Below are 24,626 nucleotides of genomic sequence, written 5' to 3' on the forward strand. Positions count from 1 at the left end.
AGCCACGGTGTTTCCATCTCCGAGCGAACTGACGGTGCGATTCTTGGCGTCGAGCGTATCCATGGTTACCTCCCGTTCTTCGTGGTGCCGGCTTCGGCCGCTGCACGGCCTTTCGGCTTGGCGCCGCGTCGGGCGGCGCCGTTGCCGTCGAGCAGCATGCGCTCGATCAGGTATCCCTCGCGCACGCCCTTCTTGCAGACGACGAGCGAGCCCGCCCCGAAATCGGCCAGGAGACGGCGGATGATGAGGCATCCGGGAACGAGCGTATGGATGCGGTCGGGCGCCGCTTTGAGGGCGGTGTGGGCAAACCCGTCGGGATCGGCCATGCACGCGCCGACGATCGCATCGAAATCCTCGGGCGTGAGGGATTCGGGGCGCACGCCGCCGCCATACGCCTCGGCGTACATCTTCGCAGCTGCGCGTACGCTGCCTCCGATGCCGTAGAGCGTTTCGCAGCGGTACCTGTCCGCGTTCATCCCGGCAAGCCGTTCCTCGAGCGCTTCTTCGATTGCTTCGGCTTCGGCTTGCGTGGGCAGGATGCCCTTTACGCAGGACGCGAAGGACGAAAGGGACCCCTGGCCGATGCTCGCGTTGTCGTGATCGGCTCCCCCGACGATGCGGGTGAGTTCGGTCGATCCTCCTCCGATGTCGATGAGCGTGCCGCGCTCGATCGGGCGGTCGCACGTTGCTCCGACGAACCCCAGATGGGCTTCGTCTTCGGCGGAGAGCAGCGATATGGAAAACCCGCTGCCCGCCTCGATGGCGCGCACAGCATCGGCCGAATTGGCGCAGTTGCGCAGTACGGCGGTCGCGAATACGTCGGTGCGCTTGCAGTCGAAGTACCTGAGGCGCTTGGCATGCCCGGCGAGCACATCGAGCGCATGGGCCACGCCCGCTTCGGTGAACACGCCGCCGGAGACGTGCGCCGAGAGCCCCGCCATCACCTTGTTGTTCAGAAGCGTTCGGAAGTCTTTGCGGGCGTAGGCGCGCTTGGAGTCGTCCTTGACCTCGTAGACGCACAGGCGGATCGTGTTCGATCCCAGGTCGATGACTCCGTAGTTCGGCATGTTGCTCCTCGTTCTTCCCTTGGTTTCGGCGCGGTCCTTCCGTTCATTGTAGCGTTGCCTTGCGGGCGGGGGCGCATCGCTCGCCCGGCGTTACCGTTATTTTACTCTGTGCTATGATGCGTATGCTCGGCAATGAGCGGAGCTGCGGAAAAACGGCTCGAAGCGATGTGGGAGGAAGCCATGCTCGAAACGGTCGAACTCGGTTTGGACAAGCTGTCGAAAGCGGAGTACAAGCCCATCTACGACGAGCTGGTTGAACGCCTCGTCGTCTTGCAGCAGGAGGCGCGCGCGAAGGGCGTCGGCCTCGCCGTCCTGTTCGAGGGCTGGAACGGAGCGGGCAAAGGCAGCCGCATATCCGATCTGCTCTACAACCTCGATGCGCGAGCGACCTCGGTGTACGTAACCCCCGACCTCGACACGAAGGAAGCGCGCCTGTTCGCGGACATGCGCGAGGGGGTGAGCGGGTACTATCCGCTCATGCAGCAGTTCTGGAAAGCGCTTGGCCCGCGCGGCGATATGACGCTGTACGATCGCGGATGGTATACCGCCGCGCTGCAGCACATGCTCTACATCGAATTCGGCGAAACCCCCGACGAGGTTACCGCCGCCAAGCTCAAGAAGGGCAGCAGCGCCGCCGCGATCGAAGACCACCTCGCCTCCGTCGAGTCGTTCGAGCGGCAGCTCGTCGACGATGGCTACGTGGTCGTGAAGTTCTTCCTCCACGTCTCCCAGCAAGCGCAGAGAAAGCGCCTTGCGAAGCTCCACGAGGATCCTGCCACGAGCTGGCGGGTCAGCAAGGACAAGCTCAAAAGCGTCGAGAACTACAAGCAGTCCTACAAGATATACGATCGTCTCCTCGAGGGAAGCGATTTCCCGTTCGCCCCGTGGGTGCTCGTGAACGGAGAGGACAAGCGTCGCGCCAACCTCGACATAGCGGCGACGCTCGTCAGCGCCTTCGAAGTGGCGCTCGGCCGCGGCGACGACCCCGAAGCGGCGGCTGCTGCGATCAGGGCGCAGGCCAACTCTTCCGGCACGCTCGGCGGAGGCGATCCCCGCGCCCGAAGCGACGAAGAGAAGCGCCTGATACGCGAGGCCGCCGAGCTCGAGGCGCAAGAGGCTTCGCTGGCGGCCCCGCGCGCCTCGCGGTTCGAAACCGTCGGACGCGTGCCCCGCCTCGACGGAGTTGATCATACGCTCGTGCTCGAGGAGGAGGAGTACCGCCGCCGCCTCAAAGAGGAGCAGAGACGGCTTGCCGCGCTCGAGCAAGAAATGTACTTGGCGCGCATTCCCCTCATGGTCATGTACGAGGGATGGGACGCCGCGGGCAAGGGCGGTGCCATCAAGCGCGTGGCACAGGCGCTCGATGCGCGGGCCTATACCATCTTCACGAGCCCTGCGCCCACCAAGCCGGAGCTCGCGCACCCGCACCTGTGGCGGTATTGGACGCGGCTGCCGAAAGCGGGGCATGTGGGAATCTACGACCGCAGTTGGTACGGGCGCGTGCTCGTCGAGCGGGTGGAAGGTTTCGCCTCGGCAACGGAATGGTCACGCGCCTATGACGAAATAAACGAATTCGAGCGCGAGTTGCAGAAATGGGGAGCGATCCTCATTAAATTCTGGGTGGACGTCTGCCCGGACGAGCAGCTCGCGCGCTTCGAGGCGCGCGAGGGCGACCCGGCGAAGCAGTGGAAGATCACCGAGGAGGATTGGCGCAATCGCGAAAAGTATCCGCAGTACAGAGCTGCTGTCGAAGATATGTTCCGCCTCACGTCGACGCCGTATGCTCCCTGGGTGGTGCTCGAGAGCGATGATAAGCGCTACGCACGCGTAAAGTCGCTTCAGATCATCAACGAAGCGTTAACAGAGCGCTTGCGCGAAAACTGAGACCGCGTTACTATTGTCGCTGTATTATTTTTCGACGCGCTCGGCACCGCGAGCCGGTGCTTGTACAAAGGGGTTTAGAGCATGGAAACAATCTTCGGGACTATTCCGATCGAGGCTGTCTGGGTCATCGTGGCCATCATCGTCCTCATCATCGTCGTCTTCATTGCGAAGGGTTTCTTCGACGAAATGAAGAAGTAGCATCGCGGCCATCGGCCGTGGATATTACGTACAGAACTGCATGTTGCGCCCTCATTTCGAGGGCGTTTTGCTTATCATGGAATCGAACCGAGAGAAGAAGCGTAGCGCAAAACCGATGCGCAACGCTTCTTAGTTTTACGCGAGCTGCTACCGAAAGGTCTTTATGGCTGATAACCGGCACAATCAAGACGCATCCCCGCGGGCGCGCCATGCCCAGCCTGACGCGAACTCCGGAATGCCGCCCGAAGCACGTCAGCAGAGCCCCTCGTCTCCCCGACAGCAACCGCGCCAAGGCGCACGGAACCAGCAGTACCGCGCGGGTTCGCAGGCGCGCGACCCCCGGCAGCAGGCGCAGGATCCGCAACCTGCTTCCCAGGGCGGCCGTGGCCGCCCGAGCGTGAACAGGCAGGCCCAGGCCGGGCAGCGCCGATCCGCTCAGCAGGGCAATGCGGCCGCCCAGGCGGGCGGCGCCCGCTACGGCAGCGATATCATCGGCAAGAAGGGCAAATCCGGCAAGAAGAAGGGCGGCCCGTGGCGGGTCGTTTTCTGGATCGCCCTCGTCGTGCTCATCGGGGCGCTCATCGCCTTGGGGGTTATCGCGTTCAGCTATTGGCAGGGGCAGGATAAGTACAACACCGTCGCATCGCAGGCGTTCGAGGAGCCGGCCGACATCGAAGGCGTAGCGCTTTCCGACGTCGTCATCGATTGGGACGCGCTTTTGGCCATCAACCCCGATACGGTGGGGTGGGTCTACGTGCCCGGCACGATGGTCAACTACCCGATCGTGCACACCGACAACAACGACAAGTACCTCAAGACCGATTTTTACGGTGAGACGAACTGGCTCGCCTCGTACGGCGCCATCTTCCTCGCAGCCGAGAACACAGCCGATTTCTCCGATGCCAACAACATCGTGTACGGCCACCACATGAACGACGGCTCGATGTTCGCCCAGTTCGCCGACTTCCGCGACGAGTCGGTGTTCAACGAGCACCGTACGGTCTACATCTTCACGCCCGAGCGCAACTACAAGCTCACCACGTTCTCGCTTGTGGTGGTCGATGCATCCGATCCGCTCGCCCAGCCCACCTTCGCCGACGCCGAAGAGCTGCAGGCCTACGTTCAGGACAAGATGGACCGTACCGTATCGGCGCCCGATCCCGCAACGGTGACGGCTGGGGAAGTCGAGAAGATGTTCGCGTTCGTCACCTGCGCCGACTATTCGGCGACCAATGACCGCATCGTGCTGTTCGCGAGTGTAGCCGACAGCGCCGTGCCCGCCAATGCCGCATCTGCGCAGGGCGAAGGCGATGCGGGCGGTGCCATCGATCCCGAGGATGCCGCGGCGGCAGAGGGTGCCGCGGGGGCCGTTTCATGAGCGTGCCCGCGTTTTCCTGGGAGCGCCCCGACAGGCTCGAGGAGGAATGCGCCGTATTCGGCGTGTACGGGAAGGGCGAGGATGTTGCGCGCATGACGTGCTTCGGGCTGCAGGCTCTGCAGCACAGGGGCCAGGAGAGCGCCGGCATCGCGGTAGGCGACGGCGAGACCATCATGGTGGCGAAAGACCTCGGCCTGGTGACCCAGGTATTCGATGAGTCGACGCTTGCCGCTTTAGAGGGTTTCGTGGCGGTGGGCCACGTGCGCTACTCGACGAGCGGCGCGTCGGCATCGTGGGAAGCTGCGCAGCCGCATATCTCCGCCATCGACGACGTGCTCATCGCGCTCGCCCACAACGGAACGCTCGTCAACACCAACGAAACGCGCACGCGCCTCATCGACGAGGGCGTGCAGTTTCGCTCCGGCACCGATAGCGAGGTGGCTGCCAAGGCCATCGGCGTGGTGACCCGGAAAACCCACCATCTCCGCAGCGGCATCCGCCGCGCGATGGAAGCGCTCGAGGGTGCCTACGCCATGGTGCTCGCGAGCCCCGATTCGCTCTATGCGTTCCGCGATCCGAACGGCATCCGCCCGCTGTGCATCGGCAAGCTGCCGAACGATCGCGGCTGGGTGGTTTCGAGCGAGACCTGCGGCCTCGACATCGTGGGGGCCGAGTACGTGCGCGACGTCGAGCCGGGCGAGATCGTCCGCTTCAACGACGAAGGCATGCATTCGGAACAGGGCGTTGTCGCGGGAAGGCGCGCATCCTGCATCTTCGAATACGTGTACTTCGCCCGACCCGACAGCGTAATCGACGGCATGAGCGTGTACCAGGCCCGCCGCAACATGGGCCGCATCATCGCCCAGGAAGCCCCCGTACAAGCCGATCTCGTGCTCGGCGTGCCCGACTCGGGCGTGCCTCCCGCGATGGGATATGCGCACGAGAGCGGCATCCCGTACGCCGACGGCATCGTGAAGAACCGCTACGTCGGCCGCACGTTCATCGAGCCGACCCAGGCCATGCGCCAGCTCGGCATCCGCTTGAAGCTCAATCCGCTGCCTTCGGTCATAGCGGGCAAGCGCCTCGTCGTGATCGACGACAGCATCGTGCGCGGCAACACCTCGAAAAAGCTCGTCGACATGCTGCGCGAGGCGGGTGCGACCGAAGTGCACCTGCGCATCGTGAGCCCCGAGGTTTTGTGGCCGTGCTTCTACGGGATCGATACCGATACGCGCGACCAGCTCATAGCGGCCAACATGACCAACGAGGAGATGCGCGCGTTCATCGGCGCCGACTCGCTTGCCTTCATATCGCTTCAGGGTCTGCGCGATTCCATCCAGGCGAACCACGACGGGTTCTGCGAGGCGTGCTTTTCGGGGGAGTACCCCGTGGCGATTCCCGAATCGACGAGCAGGAAGAGTTTTCTGACCAAAGCGGATTTTGCGCAAGCTTCAGGATTGCAGTAAACGGCTTGCATCCAGGTGCAGGTCGAGGCTTTTTACAAGGAGATGAGATGACAGAGAGAATCACCGTAAGCGCCGTCGAGAGGGACGACGCCCCCGCCATGCCGAGCTGGGCGCAAGACGCCACGACCTACGCGCAGGCCGGCGTCGATACCGCCGAGGGCGCACGAGCCGTCGATGCGATCAAGGGTGCCGTTCATGAAACCTATCGCGACGAGGTCATCGGCGATATCGGCGGATTCGGGGGCCTGTTCTCCATCGCAGCGGCGAAGAACATGGCCGACCCCATCCTCGTATCGGGGACCGACGGCGTGGGCACGAAGCTCAAGGTGGCCCAGCTGGCGGGCAAGCACGATACGGTGGGCATCGATCTGGTCGCCATGTGCGCGAACGATATCCTGGCAACCGGTGCCGAGCCGCTGTTCTTCCTCGACTACGTTGCCGTGGGCAAACTCAAGGCCGAAGCGGTGGCCGAGGTCGTTTCGGGCATAGCCGAGGGTTGCAAGCAGGCGGGCTGCGCGCTCATCGGCGGCGAGATGGCCGAGCATCCCGGCGTCATGGAGGCTGACGACTACGATCTGTCGGGCTTCTGCGTGGGCGTCGTCGATCGCCCCGAGATGCTCGATCCCAAACGGGTGCAGGCGGGCGACGTGCTGATCGGTCTGGCGTCGAGCGGTCTGCACTCCAACGGCTACTCCCTCGCCCGCAAGGTCTGCGTGGAGGACAAGACCCATTACGAGTTGCGCCTCGAGCGCGAAGAACTCGGCGGGAAAAGCGTCGAGGAAGCGCTGCTCGAGCCCACGCGCATCTACGTCAAGCAGGTGCTGTCGGTGCTTAAGGCGCACCCCAAGGCGGTTCGCGCGCTCGCCCACATTACGGGCGGCGGCATTTCCGAGAACCTCGACCGCGCCCTGCCCGCCACCGTCGATGCAGAAGTAACGCTCGGCACGTGGGAGGTGCCCCCCATCGCATCGTTCGTGTGCCGTGCGGCGAAGCTCGACGAGACCGAGGCGCTCAAGACCTTCAACATGGGGCTCGGCATGGTGCTCATCGTCGATCCGGCCAAGGCGGATGCCGTCGAAGAGGCGCTGCGTGCGGCTGGGGAGAAAACCTACCGTGTCGGGCGCATCGTCGAAGGCGAGGGCAAGGTCGTCTACGCCAACGACGGCGCCTTGTTCGCCGAAGCCGACGGGCAGTCCGACGAGGAGTAGCCCATGCGATTTTTGCTTGTACGGATGCTCGAGTCGAAAGGGAAGCAATGAGTGGGGGTTTGAACAGAGAGGCGGAGCCGCTCAGGATAGGCGTGCTCCTCAGCGGCAGCGGAACCAATCTGGCCGCCATCATCGATGCGATCGAGGACGGAAGCCTGAACGCCGAAATCGTCGTGGTCATCTCGTCGCGCCCCGAAGCCTACGGGCTCGTGCGCGCCAAAGAGCACGGCATAGCCACCTGCTCGCTCAACAAGGAGCTCTACGCCGATCCGGCAACGGCCAACGAGATCATCGCAACCGAGCTCGTGCGCGCTGGAGCCGAGTACGTGGTCATGGCGGGCTACATGCGCAAGCTGACCGACGAGGTGCTGCAGGCGTTCCCCGATAAGGTGCTGAACCTCCATCCGGCGCTGCTGCCCTCGTTCATGGGGGCGCACGCCATCGAGGAGGCTTTCGATGCGGGCGTGAAGGTCACGGGCATTACCGTGCACTTCGCGAACGCCGAATACGATAAGGGCCCGATCATCGCGCAGCGCGCCGTCGAGGTCCGCGAAGACGACACCCTCGAGTCGCTCGAGGCGCGCATCCACGAGGCGGAGCACGCGCTGTACCCCGAGGTGCTGCGCTGGCTCGCCGCCGGGCGCGTAACGATTACCGAAGATAGGAAGGTGCGCATCAGTGAATAGGGAAACGCTCACAAGGATCATCGAAGACCTCACCGAGGGGTTGACCCCCACGCTCACGGCCGAGGACTTCCCCTGCTTCTCCGCGGAAGCAACCGAGGGCAACGAGCGCATCTCGCCCGACTATCTCGACATCGTTGCGGCAAGCCTGAACAAAGCCGACATCGCCACGTTCGAGCGTGCGGCGCGGGCCATGGACGAGGGCGAGCTCGCGTGGCTCGGGTTCAAGGTCGTCTACGATCCTGCCGAAGCGGTCGCGAACACCGATAACGAGGTGACGAAGAAGTACGGCGATGTCGGTTCGGCCGACGGCGATCCGCTCGTGTTCTTCTGCAACGACGCGAAGCAGTGCGTCGCCTCGCGGGAGTGGTCGCCGCGCGATTTCTTCCAGATGAAAGACGTGACGCGCGGCCCTTCGATGCACAACGAGCAGTTCGAGGGCCTTACCTGGACAAGCGTGCCGCTGTTCGATTCGGTCCGCGTGTGGCTGCTCGGCGCGAGCGACGCTTCAAGCGAGGTCGCCGCACTTGCCGCGCACGTCGGCTTCGACGTGTGCGTGGTCGATTACGATCCCGCGTACGTGAGCGAGAGCCGCTTTCCCGATGCGCGTCGCATCGTGCTTTCGGGTGGGAACTTCGACGAGCTCGGTGCCGTCAAGGCCGATTCGTCCGATTACGTGTGCGTGCTCACGCGCGGGCACATGTTCGATCCCGAGGGCTGCATATGGGCGCTTGAGAACAACGTGCACTACGTGGGTATGATGGGTTGCGCCGGCAAGAACAGCCGCGTGTACGAGCTTGTGCGCGAGGCGGGCATGGCCGATGAGCAATGGGATCGCGTGAAGCGCCCGATAGGCTTGAAGTTCGGTGCGAAGACGCCGGCCGAGCTGGCCATAGCGATTGTGGCCGAGCTCGTGGACGTCAGGTACCAGCAAAGATACAGCGAAGAGGCCCGTGCGAAGCACGAAGCCAGTTTGGGAAGGAGCTAAGGTGGAAGATCCAAAGGTCAAGCGAGTACTCATCTCGGTTACCGATAAGAGCGGGGTGGTGGAGTTCGCGTCGGCGCTCGCAACCGAGTTCGGCGCCGAGATCATCTCGACGGGCGGTACGGCGCGCGTGCTTGCCGAGGCGGGCGTTCCCGTCACGCCGATCGACGATGTGACCGAATTCCCCGAGATGATGGACGGTCGCGTGAAGACCTTGCACCCGAAGGTGCACGGCGGGCTTCTCGCCAAACGCGACAACGCCGACCATATGGCCCAGGCGGCCGAGCACGGCATCGAGATGATCGATATGGTGGTGGTGAACCTGTACGCGTTCACGAAGACGGTCGATTCTGGCGCCGACTTCGCTACCTGCATCGAGAACATCGACATCGGCGGCCCCTCCATGCTGCGCTCCGCCGCGAAGAACTTCGAGTCGGTCGCGGTGGTCACGCGTCCGGATATGTACGATGAGATCCTCGACGAGATGCGCACCAACGGCGGTGCCACAAAGCGGGATACGCGTCTCGGGCTCGCTTTGCAGGTATTCGAAACCACGAACGCCTACGACGGGTCGATCGCCGCATGGCTGGCCGGACAGATCGCGGGCGAAGCGGATGCGAAGTTCCCCGCCCGCATCGATCTTGCGCTCTCGAAGGTGCAGGGGCTGCGCTACGGCGAGAACCCGCATCAGGAAGCGGCGTTCTATCGTCGCGATGCGTACAAGATGGCCGATCACAGCCTGGCGAATGCCCGTCAGCTCCAGGGTAAGGAACTCTCCTACAACAACTACCTCGACCTCGATGCCGCATGGGCTGCGGTCCGCGAGTTCGACGAGCCCGCATGTGTGATCGTCAAGCACCTCACGCCGTGCGGCGTATGCGTCGACGAGGATATCGTCGCTGCGTACAAGAAGGCCCACGAGTGCGATCCGGTATCCGCCTACGGCGGCGTGATGGCGTTCAACCGCCCCGTCACCTCCGACGTGGTGGTGGCTATTTTCGAGAACAAGCAGTTCGTCGAAGCCATCATCGCCCCCGAGTTCGCAGGCGATGCGCTCGCCATGTACGAAGCGAAGCCCAACGCGCGCCTGCTCGCCACGGGTGGCGTGAACCCTGCGGGCGGCGAAGTCGAGTTCCGCTCGGTCGAGGGCGGCCTTCTCTGTCAGGATTCCGATGCGGTTGCCGAAGAGCCGGCGTCGTTTACGGTTGCCACCAAGCGCCAGCCCACCGAGGCCGAGATGGAAGAGCTCGTGTTCGCGTGGAAGGTGTGCAAGTCGGTCAAGAGCAACGCGATCCTTCTGTCCAAGGGCCATGCAACGGTCGGCGTGGGCGGAGGTCAGCCCAACCGCGTGAACTCGGCGCACATCGCCGTCGAGCAGGCGGGCGAGAAAGCGAGGGGGGCGGTTGCCGCTTCCGACGCGTTCTTCCCGTTCCGTGACGGCCTCGACGCGCTCGCCGAGGCGGGCATCACGGCGGTCATCCAGCCGGGCGGTTCGATCCGCGACGAGGAAGTCATCGCCGCTGCCGACGAACAGGGCATTGCGATGGTGTTCACGGGGCATCGCCACTTCAGGCACTAGAGCCGTTGCATCGCCGCGTCGCAGCGGTTCGCGAAGCACGGGGGGAGGTCGGCTGCGAAGCATGCGGGGCATCCCGCCTTGGGCGCGGCAGGCGCTTTGTGCGACGGCATCAGGAGACCGGACCTTGCGTCCGGTCTCCTTGCGTTTCGGCCCCATGCAAAGCAACGCATGCGCTCGGCCGAGCGCATGCTTGCGGCCAGCCTGCGTGCGCTTCGCGAACCGCTGCGACGCGGCGTCTTGCGTGCGCTTCGCGGATCTCCCCGGCCTTGCGGCGTCCTGCCCCGGCTTGTTGAGCACCCGTTGCTTGCCCGCAGCGGGATCGGGCAATACACTCGATGTATGGGCAAGGGCGTACAGAGAAGAGCCGTGTGGGTCCGCTCGCTATGCGGGCGTCTGCTCGCATGGGTGAAGCGCCCTTACGCGGGTCTGTTTCGCATCGCGTTTCCCGCTTTCGTTTTCGGCGGCGTATGCCTGGCCCTTCCCCCGTGGGTAGGCCTCATCCTGTTCGCCCCGCTCGCCGTTGCCCTCGGGTTCAAGACGGCGTTCGCGATTCGGGCGATCGTCTCGCTCGATTTGGTGACGCTCGTCGATGACGAGGGTCGCCCGTGCCTCGATACGCAAGCCGATCGTCTGCAGCGGGCGTGGGCTCTCGGAAGCGCGGCCATCGTCTCGGCGGTTTCGATCGGTTTGGTCGCCCGTGCGGTATTCGGAACGTTTCCCCAGATCGTCATACCCGACGCCATAGCAACCTACCTCACGTTCACGGCGGTGCTCGTGGGCGGGTTCCTCCTGTTCTACTTCCTGGCGCTCCGGTTCGACAAAACGGTGCTGCGCGGGCTTACGAGCATCACGGTCACCCTGCCTGCGTTTTTCATCGTGGTGGTAGTCGCGAGCATCCTTCTTTCGTGGGCGATGAAGGCGCTGACCGCCCTGGGCTTTTCTGCCGAGGGCATGCTGCAGAGCGGATTCGATTGGCTCTACGAGGTGCAACGCATCCTCGGTATGGCAACCGATTACTTCCTGAAGCAGGATTCGATCATCATCGCAGCGTCCATCGTGCTTGCGGCGCTCTTGCTGCTGCTCTACACCTATTCGGTGCCGTTCTACTGGATGCGGAGCGTCTCGCGCTGGCTCAAGGGCATCAGCCTCGTGGCGGCGGCTTTCGGTGCCGCGGTCATCGTGTTCGCCGGCGTCTGGCTCGTCGACGTGCAGCGCTTCGCCGCCGAGAGCGCGTCGGGCCAGCTTGCCTCGGCCATCGATTCGAGCGTGCTCGACAGCCAATCGAGTTCGCTCGCCCAGTACAAATCGGATGACCTCATAGCGCTCATCAAGGCGTTCGTGCTCCCGTACACGGTCGGCGTGTTCGTGGCCAATGCGGTCGTCGCGTTGCGCAAGGGGAAGGCGAAAGACGTATCGAACGCCATCATCGACAAGTTCGCCGCCGACGGCGCGGTCGACGAAGACGAGCTCCCCGCTTTGAAGAGGCGCTACCTCTATTACGGGGGGAGCCAGACGCTCTGGGACATCGCTTTGCGCTCGATCGGCCACGACATCCCCCTGCCGCACCCGTTCGCACCGCGCAAGCTCACGATCAAGGAGCGCATTACCGGGGAATTGGCGGATCCGGCACCTGCCGCCGACTCCGATGCGAAAGCGGCTGCGGAGTCGGGTGGAGATGCGGCTTCCGACTCCCGCTAGGGCGGTTCCTCCTCCGCCTTCCGCCAACCGCCTTCCGCCAACCGCCTTCCGCCAACCGCCTTCGCTCCGCTGTCCGCCAACCGCCTTCGTGCGAAGTTTTCGGACTCTTTTCGGTATCGAAGAGAATTACGACCTGCGGTTATGCGATCAATGAGGGCAAAACCAGACTCTTTTTCGTCGCATAACTCGCCTTCGCGGACATCGGAGGCACCGAGGCCAACCGGGCGTCGTGGTCAACCGGGCATCGTGGTCAACCGGGCACCGAGGCCAACCGGGCACCGAGGCCAACCGGGCACCGAGGCCAACCGGGCGTCGCGGAAGGCGTAATCGCGCATCGCTTGGCCCGCCGGACCGAATCGCCGGCCGGACGCATCCGTCGCCCGCGCCCCCGATGCGGTTCGCTCTCGGGTGATCTATGTCGGGCGCGTGTAGATTTCCTACATAACGGCAACAGCGGGTCGGTTCGCATCACGCTATCCTGATCGCGTTGCGTATAGTGGGAGCATGAAGAAATCCGAAGCATTGCGCATTCTCGGCCTCCAAGACGGGGCGACCGACGATGAGATCAAAAAGGCCCATCGTGTCAAGGTGATCGAGCATCACCCCGATAAGTACGCCCAGGATCCGGAAAAGCATGCGTGGGCGGAAGAGCAGACCAAGCGCATCAACGAGGCGCGCGATGTGCTCATCTCGCGCAAGTGGGAGCCCGAGTTCGGACGCGGCCCCTACGCCAATCCCTACGCCGGCTCGCCTTCGCGCGGGCAGGGGGCGGGGGGAACGCCCGGTTCCTCGAACCCGTACGGCGATCCGTTCCAAGGTTGGCCGTTCGGCGCAGGACAGGGCCAGACCACCTGGGTTTGGACATCATGGGATGCCGCGACGCAGGCGGGAAACCCCTTCGATCCGTTCGGAGCCGCCCGGCCGCAGAAGACGCCCGCCGAGAAACTGGACGAGGCGCAGAAGAACCTGCGCAACGAACTCGGCGTCATCGCCATCAAGCTTGCGTGCCTTGCGGTACTCGGCGTGCTCGCCTCGCTTGCATCGGGTTTGTTCCTCTACGTTGCCGCCTCGATCATCTACGGTTTATGGAAACGGCTCGGGAGCTGCCTCGTGGCGTTCTTTTTCCCGATCGCCCTTGTCGGGGCGCCGTTTTTGATGCTCATCGCACCGCGTGCGGGGGCCGTTACGTTCGGGCTCGCGATCTTCTTTGCGCTTGCGGTGCTGTTCGACATCGTGAACGTGCGCAACGCCGTTAACGCGTACCGTGCCGCGCGCAAGGCGGCCGCAGCGAAGTAGAGGATGGGCGCTCGGGGCCGCGGTTGCGCGCTGGCCGAGACTGCCTGCGCGGCTGCCTGCTCTGCGGGCTTTCCGATGCGCTTACGGTTCGCCGCTTGGGTCCTCGGCGCTCGCGCGGCGTCCCGGCGGCGATTCTCCGCAGATCGGGAACCGAAGCAGTCGATGATTGCTATAATGTGACTTTCGTTCAATCGCAGGAAAGGATACCGGGTGAAGAAGGCGCTGCTGCTCGTCTTGGGCATCGTGACGTGCTGCGTGCTCATTGCCAACGCGGATTACCTTGCGGAGTTCGTGCGCACCCTGCAAACCGGCGCCCTTTTGCCCATTGCGGTTTCCATCGTTCTCATGCTTGCCCGCCATATCGTCCAAGCGCTGTCCTACGACGCCGCGTTTGCGGCAGTCGATTTCAAGACGGGGCTTTGGCATAACATCGTGCTCATCTTCTCGCTGGTGTTCATCAACACGTTCTGCCTCTTTTCGGGAGCAACGGGCGTGGCGTTCATCATCGACGACGCGCATCGCAGGGGAGCCGATGCAGGCACCGCGACGAGCGGCGCGATTCTCTCGCAGATCGGCTACTTCGCCGCCGTGCTTGTGATATCGGTGATCGGGTTTGTCACCATGCTCGTTTCGGGTACGATGAACACGCTCTTCCTCATCGGAGGCCTGCTGCTTGCGGGCGTGCTCCTCGTTCTTTCGAGCATGTTCGTCGTGGGGTACAAAAAGCCGCGCGTGCTGTTTCGGGTGTTTCTCATCGTCGAGAAGCTCGTCAATCGGGTGCTCGGCATTCTCAAGAAACGCATGAAGCCCGGGTGGGGCAGGCGCACGGCGAGCTCGTTCATCGATTCGGCGGGCATTCTCGCGCACAACCCGGTGGGAACGCTCGTCACCGTGGGCTATGCGTCGTTCTCGGCCGTTCTCAACATGGCGTGCCTTGTGGCCATCGGCTACGCGTTCGGATTCGAGAACGTCTCGGCGCTCGTGGCCGCGTTTGCCGTTGCCGCCATCTCGGTCATCCTGAGCCCCACGCCGCAGGGCGTGGGCGTGGTCGAAGCCGCCATCGCGGCGATACTGACGGCGCACGGGTGCTCGCTTGCGACGGCTACCGCCATCGCGCTCGTGTACCGCGGCATCATGTTCTGGATGCCGTTCTGCATCGGCGCGGTGCTGCTTTCCCAATCGGGGTTCTTCGCAGGTAAGAAGAATGCGACCGAAGAGCAGCGCGCAAAGGACATCGGTTGGATTTCGGGAACGCTCGTGGGCATCGTCGGGTTGGTGAACATCGGGCTTTCGCTCATTCCCAAATCGTTCGAACCCTACAGCGCGCTCACCTCGTGGATCGACATCGGCTCGTTTCTGACCGGTCCCGTGCTCATCGGGGGAAGCGTGGTCCTGCTCGTTCTGGCGGCAGGGCTCGTGCTGCGGTTCCGCACGGCGTGGGCGCTGTCGGTGACCCTGCTCATCCTGATCGCGGGGGGCGAGTTCCTCTTCGTCGATACCGCGAAGGTCGCCGCGGCCATCGTCGTGCTCGTGTTGTGGCTGTTCTGGAAGCGCGCGGCGTTCGATCGCCCTCTCCAGATGCCCCGACGGCGGTCGAGAAAGGCGGAGGGGGGCCATCCGGGGGCACAGGACACCGCATCGGCGCAAGCTGCAGGCGAGGGCGTGCGGGAAAAGCGCAGTCGCCGTTTCGAGAAGGCGCCTGAGCCGACGTGGCGGGAGAAGGCCCAGACAGGAGCGACCATACGGCAGCAGGCTCATGACGAGGGAAGCCTCGCTACTGCGACGGGGGAGGCTAAATCGCCGTTTCCCCGGGGCGCCGTTTCAGAAAGGCGCGCGGCGAAGCGCGCCGAACGCGACCGCGCCCGTCGGCGGGCTTCTCTCGACACGGCCGACCTTGACCCGCATTCGGCGCGTGGTAGGATGGCGGAACAGCAGCGCGAACCGGCCCGAGGCCAGGCCGAGCGCGATGCGCGAACCGAACGCTTGAAGCGAAGAACGCACAGCTCTGCACCGACAGCACGCCCGAACGAAAGCGCGGGCGACGATAAGGAGGATTTTCGATGATCATGCTCGAGGAACCGTTCGTCTCAGAAACCCTGATCGAATGGCTGGAGGATTCAGGGCATCCGGTTCTCGACAACCGGATGGCGCGCAGCATAGCTGCGGATCACGACATCGCGCTGTGCCCCGAAGACGAGGCGATCCGCCGCATCGAGGGGGGCGAGCGGCTCTACACCTCCTCGGAAAACGCGCTTGCGTGGATTTCGGAGCACGCGGAAAACGAAGCCGTCGTGCATCCCATCGAGGTGTTCAAAGACAAGGCGCTCATGCGGCGCGTGCTCGCTCCGCTCGACCCCGATTTCTTTTTCATGACCTGCACGGCCGACGAGTTGCGCTCCCTTGATTTCGCGTCGTTGAAGACTCCGTTCGTGCTCAAGCCCTCGGTCGGCTTCTGCAGCGTGGGCGTATACCCGATCGCCGATGAAAACGATTGGGATGCCGCGCTTGACGATATCGACCGCAACGCCGCAACCTGGCACGACATGTATCCCGAGAGCGTGATCGGAGCGAGTTCGTTTGTGCTCGAAGGCTACATCGAAGGCACCGAGTACGCCATCGACGCGTTCTTCGACGCCGAGGGCGAAGCGCATGTGCTCGACGTGCTCCGCCATGATTTCGCCTCGCCCGCCGACACGAGCGACCGCCTGTACTGCACGAGCGCGCGTATCGTATCCGAGATGGCCCCCGAGTTCACCGCATGGCTCGATCGTGTGAACGGGTACGTGGGTGCGAAGAATTTCCCCGTGCACGTCGAGGTTCGCGTGCAGGACGGCGTGATTCGCCCCATCGAATTCAACCCGCTGCGCTTCGCCGGGCTTGGCGGTACCGATATCAGCTGGTACGCCTATGGGTTCAGGACCTACGAATACTACCTCGAAGACCGCGCTCCCGATTGGGATGCGCTTGCCGAAGGCAAGGCGGGCAAGCTTTACGTCATGTCGATGCTCAACGGCTGCCCGTCCGATCTCACCGGCGACGAGACGTTCGATTACGATGCGTTCTGCGCGAAGTTCTCGCATGTGCTCGCGCTGCGCAAGATGGATTATCGGGCAACTGCAAGTTTCGGGTTCCTCTTCTTCGAAACCGACGAGGACGACCCCTCGGAACGCGCGTTTCTCGTGAACACCGATTTCAAAGAGTTTCTTACCGCTTAGCTGCCGTTTTACCCGGCATACGCGCTGGCATGCGAACGAGGTTTCCGCACGAGGCGGAGCCTCGCTCGTGCGTTACCGCCGATTCCACCGATGGTTTGGCCGATTTCCGATCGGATTTCTCTGGTATAGTCTACAATGATGCGAATATATTACTGTTGCAGTCATGTATAAAGCGGCGAGGAGCGCCCTAGGTGCTTTTCGCTTCGAGGACAGGGGGATCACCTTATGCGAATCGGTACGCGTACGTTTGTTGCGGCTGCGTTGTCGGCGCTGCTCGTACTTGCGGGGTGCTCGTCGCCGCAGGAACAAGCGGCAACGGAGCAGAAGCTCGACCCCGCCAATCCGGTACAGGTCGAAGTGTGGACCTACTACGCGGGCCATCAGCAACAGGCGTTCGAGGATCTCATCGCCGACTTCAACGCCACCAAAGGCAAGGAAATCGGCGTTTCGGTTACCCATGCGAGCCAGGGCGGCGTGAACGATCTGGCGGCTGCGGTGACGGCCTCCGCCGAGGAGCTCGTCGGTTCGGCTCCGATGCCCTCCATCTTCCTTTCGTACTCCGATACGGCGTTCGTCATCGACGGCATGGGCAAGGTGGCCGATCTCGATCCGTACTTTACCGCCGAGGAGAAGAACGCGTTCATCGACAGCTTCCTCGCCGAGGGCGATTTCGCGGGCGACGGGGGGCTGAAGGTGCTGCCCATCAGCAAGGCGACCGAAACCATTCAGATCAACATGACCGATTGGGAGGTCTTCGCGCAGGAGACCGGCTCGACGCTCGACGAGTTCGAGACGATCGAGGGAATCACGGCGCTCGCGCAGCGCTATTACGAATGGACCGACGCCCAAACGCCCGAAGCCGACGACGGCAAGCCGTTCTTCGGTCGCGACTCGATCGCGAACTACCTGCTGACCGGCTCCAAGCAGCTCGGTCATGAGCTGTTTGCGGTGAAGGACGGCGTGTGCACGCCCGATATCGACAAAGACACGATGCGCTCCCTGTGGGACAACTACTACGTACCCTTCGTCAACGGGTACTTTTCGGCTGAAGGCCGCTATCGTTCCGATGCCATAAAAACCGGCGATTTGGTGAGCTATCTCGGGTCGTCCTCTTCGGTGGTGTACTTTCCCTCCGAGGTGACCGTCGACGATCAGACGAGCTATCCGATCGAATTCGGTGCGCTCGAGGCACCGCGTTTCGCCGAAGGCGTTGCCTGCGCTCCGCAGCAAGGAGCGGGCTTCGTGGTGACGAAGAGCGACGAGCGCACCGAGCTCGCTTGCGTCGAATTCCTCAAGTGGCTGACCGAGAAGGAGCAGAACACGAGCTTCTCCATCGAGGCGGGCTATATTCCCGTAACCAAAGAGGCCTGCACTTACGAGAATATCGCGGCTGCTGCAAACGAGATGGAGGAAACGCACGAAAACTATCTCATCAACCTTGAAGCGACGCTGCAAACCGTCTCTGACGGCGTGTACGCCAACGCTCCCTTCGAAGGCGGCGTCGAGGCCCGCGTCGTGCTCGAGAACTCGCTTTCCGACAAAGCGGCTGCCGATCGCGCCGTTGTCGTCGAGGCGGTCGCGGCGGGAGAGGGCCGCGAGGAGGCCGTGGCGCGCCTGAACACCGACGAGAACTTCGAGGCATGGCTCGAATCGTTTACGGCAGACCTTATGGCAACGGTGAGCGCATAGCGATCATGCTCATCGCCCCCGAAGGATCGCATGGGTAAACCGAAACGACAGCAAAGCGACGTGGCGAAGGCGCCGAAACCCCTCTCGAAACGAGGCATTTCGTTTCGTGCGCTCGTTGTTGCCCCGCTGGTTGTGGCGCTTGTGGTGCAGGCGATCGTCTGTTACTTCGTTATCCTGCGCAGCGACAGCCTGACCATGCTCGAGGAGGACACCTACAACCTGTTTGCCGAACGGGTGAGCAGCCGTGCGGGGTACCTCGAGAACGATATGGTGATGCGCTGGTCCGAGACGGGCGAGACGGCGCAAAAACTCGCCGACACCGTTTCGGCGGTGCTCTCGGAGCATGGGGCGGATGCATCCGATATCGGCGCCGCCTCCCCCCTGGCACTTGAGATCATCGACCGGGCGGCCGATGACGTGATCTCGTTCGTCAGGCGCTCGGAGATCGATGGTGCGTACTTCGTCTTGGCGGATAGTGCCGAGGACGGCTCCCAGGGCGAGGCGGCGAGTCGCAGCGCACTGTACGTCCTCGATTCCAATCCCGACGTCAATCTCGAAAACGACTCCGATCTGCTGCTCGCCGCATGCCCGATCAGCCTGGCGAAGCGCACCGACATAGCGCTTGCAAGCTCGTGGGAGGCAACGCTTACCATGCCGTCGGGTGAAGACGGCTCGGCCTTCTTCACCGAGCCGCTTGCGGCTGCTCGCGCATATCCCAACGCGGCAGCCGACGATTTGGGCTACTGGGGGCTTCCCGTCGATATCGGCGACACGGGCAACCGTTCGATCACCTACAGCATTCCCGTCAAGGATGCCAGCGGGCGGGTGTTCGGCGTATTCGGCGTCGAAGTGAGCGTCAACCGCCTTGCCACGTACTTCCCGTACCGCGATCTCGACGATGCGGGACAAGGGTCCTATCTTCTGGTTGTCGGCGACGCGTCGTCGGGTTTCGTTTCGTCCGATGTGCAAGCGGTGCCGGGGGAGTCGTTCGATCTCGACGTCGTATCGTCCACCGGCGCCGTGCAGAACATCTACGTCGGGGGAGGATCGTTGACGGTTTCCGCCGACGATCGGGGCTATCTGGTTGCGTCTGCCGACGAATCGGTTGGCAGGGAGGCCGCTGTTGCCGATGCGAGCATGATCAAGCTCTACGACTCGAATTCCCCGTTTTCTTCGCAGCAGTGGTACCTCATGGGGATCGTGCCCGAAGGAACGCTGTTCCGCGCATCCGAGTCGCTCGAATCGAACCTTTTCGCCATTCTCGGAGCATCGTTCGGGGCCGGCGTCCTGCTCGCGGTGCTGACGGCGTGGTTCTCTTCGTCGCGTCTGCGCCGCCTTATGGATGAAGTACGCGGCGTCGGGGAAGGCCGCTCGACCGACGAGGCCGACAAGTTCGTGTTCAGGGCAACCGGCGTGCGCGAGATCGACGAACTTGCCGACTCCATCAGCTTCTTCGGGACGGGTCTTGCGGCGGCCGGGCAGCGGTTGTCGCGCATCATGGCGCTGTCCGACCATGCGGTCGGCGCGTTCGAATGCAACCTCAAGACGCTCGAGATCACCTACACCGATCGGTTCTTCGAAACGCTCGGGGCATTCGATTTCCCCGATGCGCCCAAGGACATCAGGCAAAGCGATCTTACGCGCGGCACCCTTCCCGCGGAGAGCTTCGAGCGGCTCATGCGGGCGTATGCTCCGTATTCGGAAGACGATGCCCAGGGAGCGAAGATCATCGCCCTGCCGCATCGCGATCGTTTTTTACGGTTCGTGGTGACCGAAAACGCGGACGAGGGAACCGCAGTCGGCATCGTGGAGGATGTCACTTACGAGATCCGTACGAGGCGGCGCATCGAGCACGAACGCGATCATGACATTCTGACCGGGCTTTTGAACCGTCGTGCGTTCGAGCAGGAGCTCGTGCGCATCTTTGCTGAAGGAAACTTGCGGTTCGCCGCGATGGGCATGCTCGACCTCGACAATCTGAAATTCATGAACGATTCGTTCGGGCACGATTGGGGCGATCAGTACATCCAGGCTGCAGGCGCTGCGCTGCTGTCGATCGTGCGCGACGGGGATTTCTGCTCCCGCGTCTCGGGCGACGAGTTCCTCGTGTTCATCCGCAGCTGCTCAAACGAGGCCGAGGCGACCGCGCGGTTCGGGGAGCTGAAGAGGCGTTTGGGCGAAACCGTGATCGAGGCGCCCGATGGGCGCATGCTCAAGGTGCGCGGCTCCATCGGCGTGGCGCTGTACCCGCGCGATGCCGTCGAGTACGACGAACTGCGCGATTTCGCCGATTTTGCCATGTACACGGCAAAGCACTACCGCAAGGGCGAGCTGTGCTTCTTCGAGAAAAAGCACTACGACATCCAGTCGTCGCTGCTCGACAAGCGCGAAGATCTGAACAAGCTCCTCGACGAGATGCTTGTCGACTACTACTTCCAGCCGATCGTCGATGCGCGCACCGGCGCTGTTTTCGCGTATGAGGCGCTCATGCGCCCCCTGCTGAAATCGTTCGAATCGCCCGCCATCGTCATCGATCTTGCGCGTATGCAGTCGAAGCTCTACCGCGTGGAGCAGATGACCTTCTTCCGCGCGCTTTCGATATTCGTCGAGCGCGATCCGGGAACCGGCGCCAAGCTGTTCGTGAACAGCATCGGCACGCAGAGCCTTTCGCTCGAAGACGAACAGGATATCGAGTGCCGGTTCGGGCCGCTGCTCGAGCGTTTGGTGATCGAGATCACCGAAGGCGATTTCGGACGCGAGCTGTTCGGCTACAAAGAATCGCTGGCGCGGCGCTGGGGCGCGAGTTTGGCTATCGACGATTTCGGTGCGGGCTACAACGGCGATGCGACGCTGCTCGAGCTCGAGGCGTCTTACGTCAAGATCGACATGTCGATCGTTCGCGGCATCGATTCGGACGTGAACCGCCAGGACATCTTGAGGTCTCTGCTCGGATACGCTCACGACCGCAGCGTTTCCGTTATCGCCGAGGGCGTGGAAACTGAATCCGAGCTCGCTGCGGTTATCGAGCTCGGAGTCGATTACATCCAGGGGTTCGCGGTCGGGAAGCCCTCGGCGGAACCCTCCGATGTGGACGCCGGCATGGGAGACGTCATCAGAAGGCTTAACGAGAGATCGTGAAACCTCTGTGGACTTACTGTAGGCATTGGGTTCAAATTTGGTCCGATTCGGCGGTGCTTTGATAAGCTACCGCCTAGTGTGTCTACGAAAAGACGCTCAATCAGGAGGTTGTATGAGAGAGCAAAAAGCGCAAAGTCGCGTCAAGGGCGCGTTTCTCACGGTTCTTGCGGCGGCTCTGGCGATATCGCTTGGAGCGCCCGCTATGGCGTTCGCAGAACCTACGGCGGCCGATAAGCAGGCGGAGGCCGAGACGGCGCTCGCTTCGCTGAACGCGATGCAGGATACCCTCAACAAGGCATCGGACGATTATTTCACGGCGCTCGACGAACTCGAAGCAGCTCAGGCGAGCATGGAAGACGCTCAGGCCCGCATCGACGAGGCCAACGAGCAGATAACCGAGCTGCAAGGCAAGCTCGGCGACCGCGCGAACAGCATGTACCGCAGCGGCAACCTTTCGTTCATCGATCTGCTGCTCGGATCGGCGACGTTCGAGGAGTTCACCACCAACTGGGAGCTCCTGAACAGGATGAACCAAAACGATGCGGATATGGTGCAGCAAACCAAGGATCTGCGCTCCCAGGTCGAGGACGAGAAGGCCGAATACGCCCGCCAGGAGGCCATCGCCTCCGAGAAGACCGACGAGGCGAAGCGCATTAAAGAAGAGGCCGAAACAACCGTTGCAACCATGCAGGAGACCTACGATTCCCTGAGCGCCGAAGCGGCCGAACTGCTCGAGCAGGAACGTGCTGCGCAGGAAGCCGCCGACGCGGCTGCGGCGCAGGCCGCGATCGAACAGGCCGCAGCCGAGTCGAACCAGAACAACAACGGCGGGAACACCGGCGGCGGTACCGGCGGAAGCACCGGCGGCGGCGTCGAGCCCCCCTACAACGCGGTGACCGGCAACGCGGTCGTCGACCGGGCCTACAGCTACGTGGGCAACGCGGAGTACGTGTGGGGCGCGTGCGCACCCGGGCAGTTCGACTGCTCCGGCTTCGTGAGCTACTGCCTGACCGGCAGCTATTCGCGCCTCGGCACCACCTACACCTTCCTCGGCTGGCCGCAAGTATCCGATCCCCAGCCGGGCGATGTGGCGGTGAACTCCGGCCATACCGGCATCTACATCGGCGGCGGCCAGATGATCCATGCGGCCGGCACCGGCCAGGGCGTCGTCATCGGCTCCGTGCAGCCCGGCATGATCTACGTCCGCTACTAGAGCACGTCGCCCCCGCGTCCCGGCGAACGGGGCAGGCGATACGGCACACCGAAAGCCCGCATACGCGGGCTTTCTCTTTGGAGCCTCGGCCTCGGTGCGCAGGATGCCCGAGCCGAGCGGGACGGTTGCCTACGGGCGTGCGGACGTGCCCCGTCGGCATGAAGCTGCTGTGGGCTTACTGTAGGCATTCACGCGACGGTCGGATGGAATCGCCGCTGCTTTGGTACACTACCGAAAGCATATCTCTCAACGAGAGTTTCCGATCGGGAGGTCGTATGGGGAATCAAGGGGAGCATCGTCGTCTCAAGGGTCCGTTCAGGCTTGCAATCGCTGCAGCGCTTGCGGTGTCGCTCGGAATGCCCGCGCTCGCATTCGCCGAGCCGACGGCGGCCGATAAGCAAGCCGAAGCGCAGACAGCGCTCGTTACGCTCAATTCGCTGCAGGATAACCTCAACCAAGCATCCAACGATTACGTGGAGGCTCTCGCCGACGTTGACGCAGCCCAGGCGGGCATGGAAGATGCGCAGACGCGCATCGACGAACTCAACGCCGAAATAGCCGATCTGCAGGGCAGGCTCGGCGACCGCGCGAACAGCATGTACCGCAACGGCGGCCTGACGTTCATCGATCTGCTGCTCGGATCGGCGACGTTCGAGGAGTTCACCACCAACTGGGAGCTCCTGAACAGGATGAACCAAAACGATGCGGATATGGTGCAGCAAACCAAGGATCTGCGCTCCCAGGTCGAGGACGAGAAGGCCGAATACGCCCGCCAGGAAGCCCTCGCGACCGAGAAGGCCGAAGAGGCCCGCGCGCACAAGGAAGAGGCCGAGGTTGCGGCAACGGCCATGCAGGAAACCTACGATTCCCTCAGCGCCGAAGCGGCTGCGCTGCTCGCCGAAGAGCAGGCCGCGCAGGAGGTCGCGCGTGCCGCGGCTGCACAGGAGGCCATCGAGCAGAACGCGCAGAACCAGACGCAGGGAGGCGGCAGCGGCGGCTCGTCGAACCCCGGCAATCCGGGCGTCGAGCCCCCTTACAACGCGGTGACCGGCAACGCGGTCGTCGACCGCGCCTACAGCTACGTGGGCAACGGCCAGTACGTTTCGGGCGCGTGCGCACCCGGGCAGTTCGACTGCTCCGGCTTCGTGAGCTACTGCCTGACCGGCAGCTATTCGCGCCTCGGCTCCACCTACACCTTCCTCGGCTGGCCGGAGGTGTACGAGCCGCAGCCGGGCGATATCGCGGTGAACGAGGCGCATTGCGGCATCTACATCGGCGGCGGCCAGATGATCCATGCGGCATCGCCCGGTCAGGGCGTCGTGATCGGCGGCGTTCAGCCCGGAATGATCTACGTTCGCTACTAGGCTGGCTCGAAGCGCCATGGAAGCGGCGGATCCAGGGTTCATCACAACGCTCGGCATCGAGTATGCCGAGCTTTCTTCTGCCCGGGCGGTTGCCACTATGCCCATCGACCCGCGTGTTCTCCAGCCCTACGGGTTCCTGCACGGGGGAGCGACCATCGCCCTGCTCGAAACAGCCGCGAGCGCTGCGGCGGGGAAGCTCGCCGACCTCGATCGCGAACGGCCTTTCGGCATCGACGTGCACGTGCGCCATCGGAAAAGCGGAAAAAGCGGTACGGCGACAGGAGTTGCCGAACTCGATCGCGTCGAGGGGTCGAAGCAGTTCTGGAAGGTGGCCGCCTATGACGACGAGGGCGATATCCTCTCGGAAGGCGTTGTGGTGACCAAGATCGTCTCGCTCGAACGCCTCGCCGAAAAGGATCGCGAGCGCGCGGCTGCCAAGGCCTCAGGGCGGGCGTAGGCGGCATTTGCGCAAGCGTGTGCGTGTATTTGCCCCGGAGGACTGGCCCGTCTCCTGAAACGACGAACCCCGCTTGGCGCCGAACGTGCGCACGCAAGCGGGGTCCTC

Annotated in this window: 17 protein-coding genes; 16 read left to right on the plus strand and 1 reads right to left on the minus strand. The window is 63.3% G+C overall.

Translation table 11 applies throughout. From position 1 onward, the window contains the following. Positions 1-65: 65 nt before the first annotated feature. A complete protein-coding gene (locus tag MWL89_RS04605; protein WP_244411939.1) occupies positions 66-1,067 on the minus strand; it encodes a Ppx/GppA phosphatase family protein in 1,002 nt (333 codons plus the stop codon). A 132-nt stretch (positions 1,068-1,199) separates the two neighbouring features. On the opposite strand from MWL89_RS04605, the gene MWL89_RS04610 reads away from it, so the two are divergent. The 16 genes from MWL89_RS04610 (at position 1,200) to MWL89_RS04685 (ending at position 24,518) form a co-directional block, all read left to right on the plus strand. Further along, positions 1,200-2,951, plus strand: a complete 1,752-nt coding sequence (locus tag MWL89_RS04610) for a polyphosphate--AMP phosphotransferase (RefSeq protein WP_341801931.1) — start codon at positions 1,200-1,202, stop codon at positions 2,949-2,951. A 361-nt stretch (positions 2,952-3,312) separates the two neighbouring features. Then, the gene (srtB, locus tag MWL89_RS04615; protein WP_244411940.1) at positions 3,313-4,527 is read left to right on the plus strand and encodes a class B sortase; all 1,215 of its coding nucleotides are present in this window, start codon (positions 3,313-3,315) and stop codon (positions 4,525-4,527) included. Beyond that, positions 4,524-5,993 carry an amidophosphoribosyltransferase gene (purF, locus tag MWL89_RS04620; protein WP_244411941.1) on the plus strand — a complete coding sequence of 490 codons (1,470 nt, stop codon included), beginning with the start codon at positions 4,524-4,526 and terminating at the stop codon, positions 5,991-5,993. Before srtB ends, purF begins: the two co-directional genes overlap by 4 nt. Positions 5,994-6,040: 47 nt before the next feature. Continuing rightward, complete coding sequence (gene purM / locus MWL89_RS04625) at positions 6,041-7,201, plus strand: phosphoribosylformylglycinamidine cyclo-ligase (RefSeq protein ID WP_244411942.1); 1,161 nt, start codon at positions 6,041-6,043, stop codon at positions 7,199-7,201. Positions 7,202-7,248: 47 nt separating this feature from the next. Next, entirely contained in the window at positions 7,249-7,887 is a 639-nt protein-coding gene (gene purN, locus MWL89_RS04630) for a phosphoribosylglycinamide formyltransferase (RefSeq protein WP_102378785.1), read from the plus strand. Beyond that, positions 7,880-8,872, plus strand: a complete 993-nt coding sequence (locus MWL89_RS04635) for an XdhC family protein (RefSeq protein WP_244411943.1) — start codon at positions 7,880-7,882, stop codon at positions 8,870-8,872. Before purN ends, MWL89_RS04635 begins: the two co-directional genes overlap by 8 nt. 1 nt (position 8,873) lies before the next feature. After that, the gene (gene purH / locus MWL89_RS04640; RefSeq protein ID WP_102378783.1) at positions 8,874-10,448 is read left to right on the plus strand and encodes a bifunctional phosphoribosylaminoimidazolecarboxamide formyltransferase/IMP cyclohydrolase; all 1,575 of its coding nucleotides are present in this window, start codon (positions 8,874-8,876) and stop codon (positions 10,446-10,448) included. Between the two features lie 339 nt (positions 10,449-10,787). Beyond that, on the plus strand, positions 10,788-12,146 hold the full coding sequence (locus tag MWL89_RS04645; protein WP_180995097.1) for a hypothetical protein: 1,359 nt from the start codon (positions 10,788-10,790) through the stop codon (positions 12,144-12,146). A gap of 504 nt (positions 12,147-12,650) precedes the next feature. Next, positions 12,651-13,442: a J domain-containing protein gene (locus MWL89_RS04650; protein WP_244411944.1), complete on the plus strand. Its 792-nt coding sequence runs from the start codon at positions 12,651-12,653 to the stop codon at positions 13,440-13,442. Positions 13,443-13,652: 210 nt separating this feature from the next. Next, a complete protein-coding gene (locus tag MWL89_RS04655) occupies positions 13,653-15,506 on the plus strand; it encodes a lysylphosphatidylglycerol synthase transmembrane domain-containing protein (protein ID WP_244411945.1) in 1,854 nt (617 codons plus the stop codon). Further along, positions 15,503-16,657, plus strand: a complete 1,155-nt coding sequence (locus MWL89_RS04660; protein ID WP_244411946.1) for an ATP-grasp domain-containing protein — start codon at positions 15,503-15,505, stop codon at positions 16,655-16,657. Before MWL89_RS04655 ends, MWL89_RS04660 begins: the two co-directional genes overlap by 4 nt. A 225-nt stretch (positions 16,658-16,882) precedes the next feature. Then, entirely contained in the window at positions 16,883-18,346 is a 1,464-nt protein-coding gene (locus tag MWL89_RS04665) for an extracellular solute-binding protein (RefSeq protein WP_244411947.1), read from the plus strand. A gap of 30 nt (positions 18,347-18,376) precedes the next feature. Continuing rightward, positions 18,377-21,484: a bifunctional diguanylate cyclase/phosphodiesterase gene (locus tag MWL89_RS04670; protein ID WP_244411948.1), complete on the plus strand. Its 3,108-nt coding sequence runs from the start codon at positions 18,377-18,379 to the stop codon at positions 21,482-21,484. Between the two features lie 112 nt (positions 21,485-21,596). Then, positions 21,597-22,697 (plus strand): coiled-coil domain-containing protein, encoded by a 1,101-nt coding sequence (locus MWL89_RS04675; RefSeq protein ID WP_244411949.1) that lies wholly within the window; start codon positions 21,597-21,599, stop codon positions 22,695-22,697. Between the two features lie 275 nt (positions 22,698-22,972). Beyond that, complete coding sequence (locus MWL89_RS04680; protein ID WP_244411950.1) at positions 22,973-24,061, plus strand: coiled-coil domain-containing protein; 1,089 nt, start codon at positions 22,973-22,975, stop codon at positions 24,059-24,061. 16 nt (positions 24,062-24,077) lie between these two features. After that, complete coding sequence (locus MWL89_RS04685; protein WP_102378777.1) at positions 24,078-24,518, plus strand: PaaI family thioesterase; 441 nt, start codon at positions 24,078-24,080, stop codon at positions 24,516-24,518. Positions 24,519-24,626: the final 108 nt, after the last annotated feature.

This window comes from Raoultibacter timonensis, from assembly GCF_022845715.1.
In the GTDB taxonomy this organism is placed as follows: Bacteria; Actinomycetota; Coriobacteriia; order Coriobacteriales; family Eggerthellaceae; genus Raoultibacter; species Raoultibacter timonensis.

Bases quoted from the DNA above. Each gene is read 5' to 3' on its own strand.
- MWL89_RS04605 (WP_244411939.1), bottom strand. From the start codon at position 1,067: ATGCCGAACTACGGAGTCATCGACCTGGGATCGAACACGATCCGCCTG.
- MWL89_RS04610 (WP_341801931.1), top strand. From the start codon at position 1,200: ATGAGCGGAGCTGCGGAAAAACGGCTCGAAGCGATGTGGGAGGAAGCC.
- srtB (WP_244411940.1), top strand. From the start codon at position 3,313: ATGGCTGATAACCGGCACAATCAAGACGCATCCCCGCGGGCGCGCCAT.
- purF (WP_244411941.1), top strand. From the start codon at position 4,524: ATGAGCGTGCCCGCGTTTTCCTGGGAGCGCCCCGACAGGCTCGAGGAG.
- purM (WP_244411942.1), top strand. From the start codon at position 6,041: ATGACAGAGAGAATCACCGTAAGCGCCGTCGAGAGGGACGACGCCCCC.
- purN (WP_102378785.1), top strand. From the start codon at position 7,249: ATGAGTGGGGGTTTGAACAGAGAGGCGGAGCCGCTCAGGATAGGCGTG.
- MWL89_RS04645 (WP_180995097.1), top strand. From the start codon at position 10,788: ATGGGCAAGGGCGTACAGAGAAGAGCCGTGTGGGTCCGCTCGCTATGC.
- MWL89_RS04650 (WP_244411944.1), top strand. From the start codon at position 12,651: ATGAAGAAATCCGAAGCATTGCGCATTCTCGGCCTCCAAGACGGGGCG.
- MWL89_RS04660 (WP_244411946.1), top strand. From the start codon at position 15,503: ATGATCATGCTCGAGGAACCGTTCGTCTCAGAAACCCTGATCGAATGG.
- MWL89_RS04665 (WP_244411947.1), top strand. From the start codon at position 16,883: ATGCGAATCGGTACGCGTACGTTTGTTGCGGCTGCGTTGTCGGCGCTG.
- MWL89_RS04670 (WP_244411948.1), top strand. From the start codon at position 18,377: ATGGGTAAACCGAAACGACAGCAAAGCGACGTGGCGAAGGCGCCGAAA.
- MWL89_RS04675 (WP_244411949.1), top strand. From the start codon at position 21,597: ATGAGAGAGCAAAAAGCGCAAAGTCGCGTCAAGGGCGCGTTTCTCACG.
- MWL89_RS04680 (WP_244411950.1), top strand. From the start codon at position 22,973: ATGGGGAATCAAGGGGAGCATCGTCGTCTCAAGGGTCCGTTCAGGCTT.
- MWL89_RS04685 (WP_102378777.1), top strand. From the start codon at position 24,078: ATGGAAGCGGCGGATCCAGGGTTCATCACAACGCTCGGCATCGAGTAT.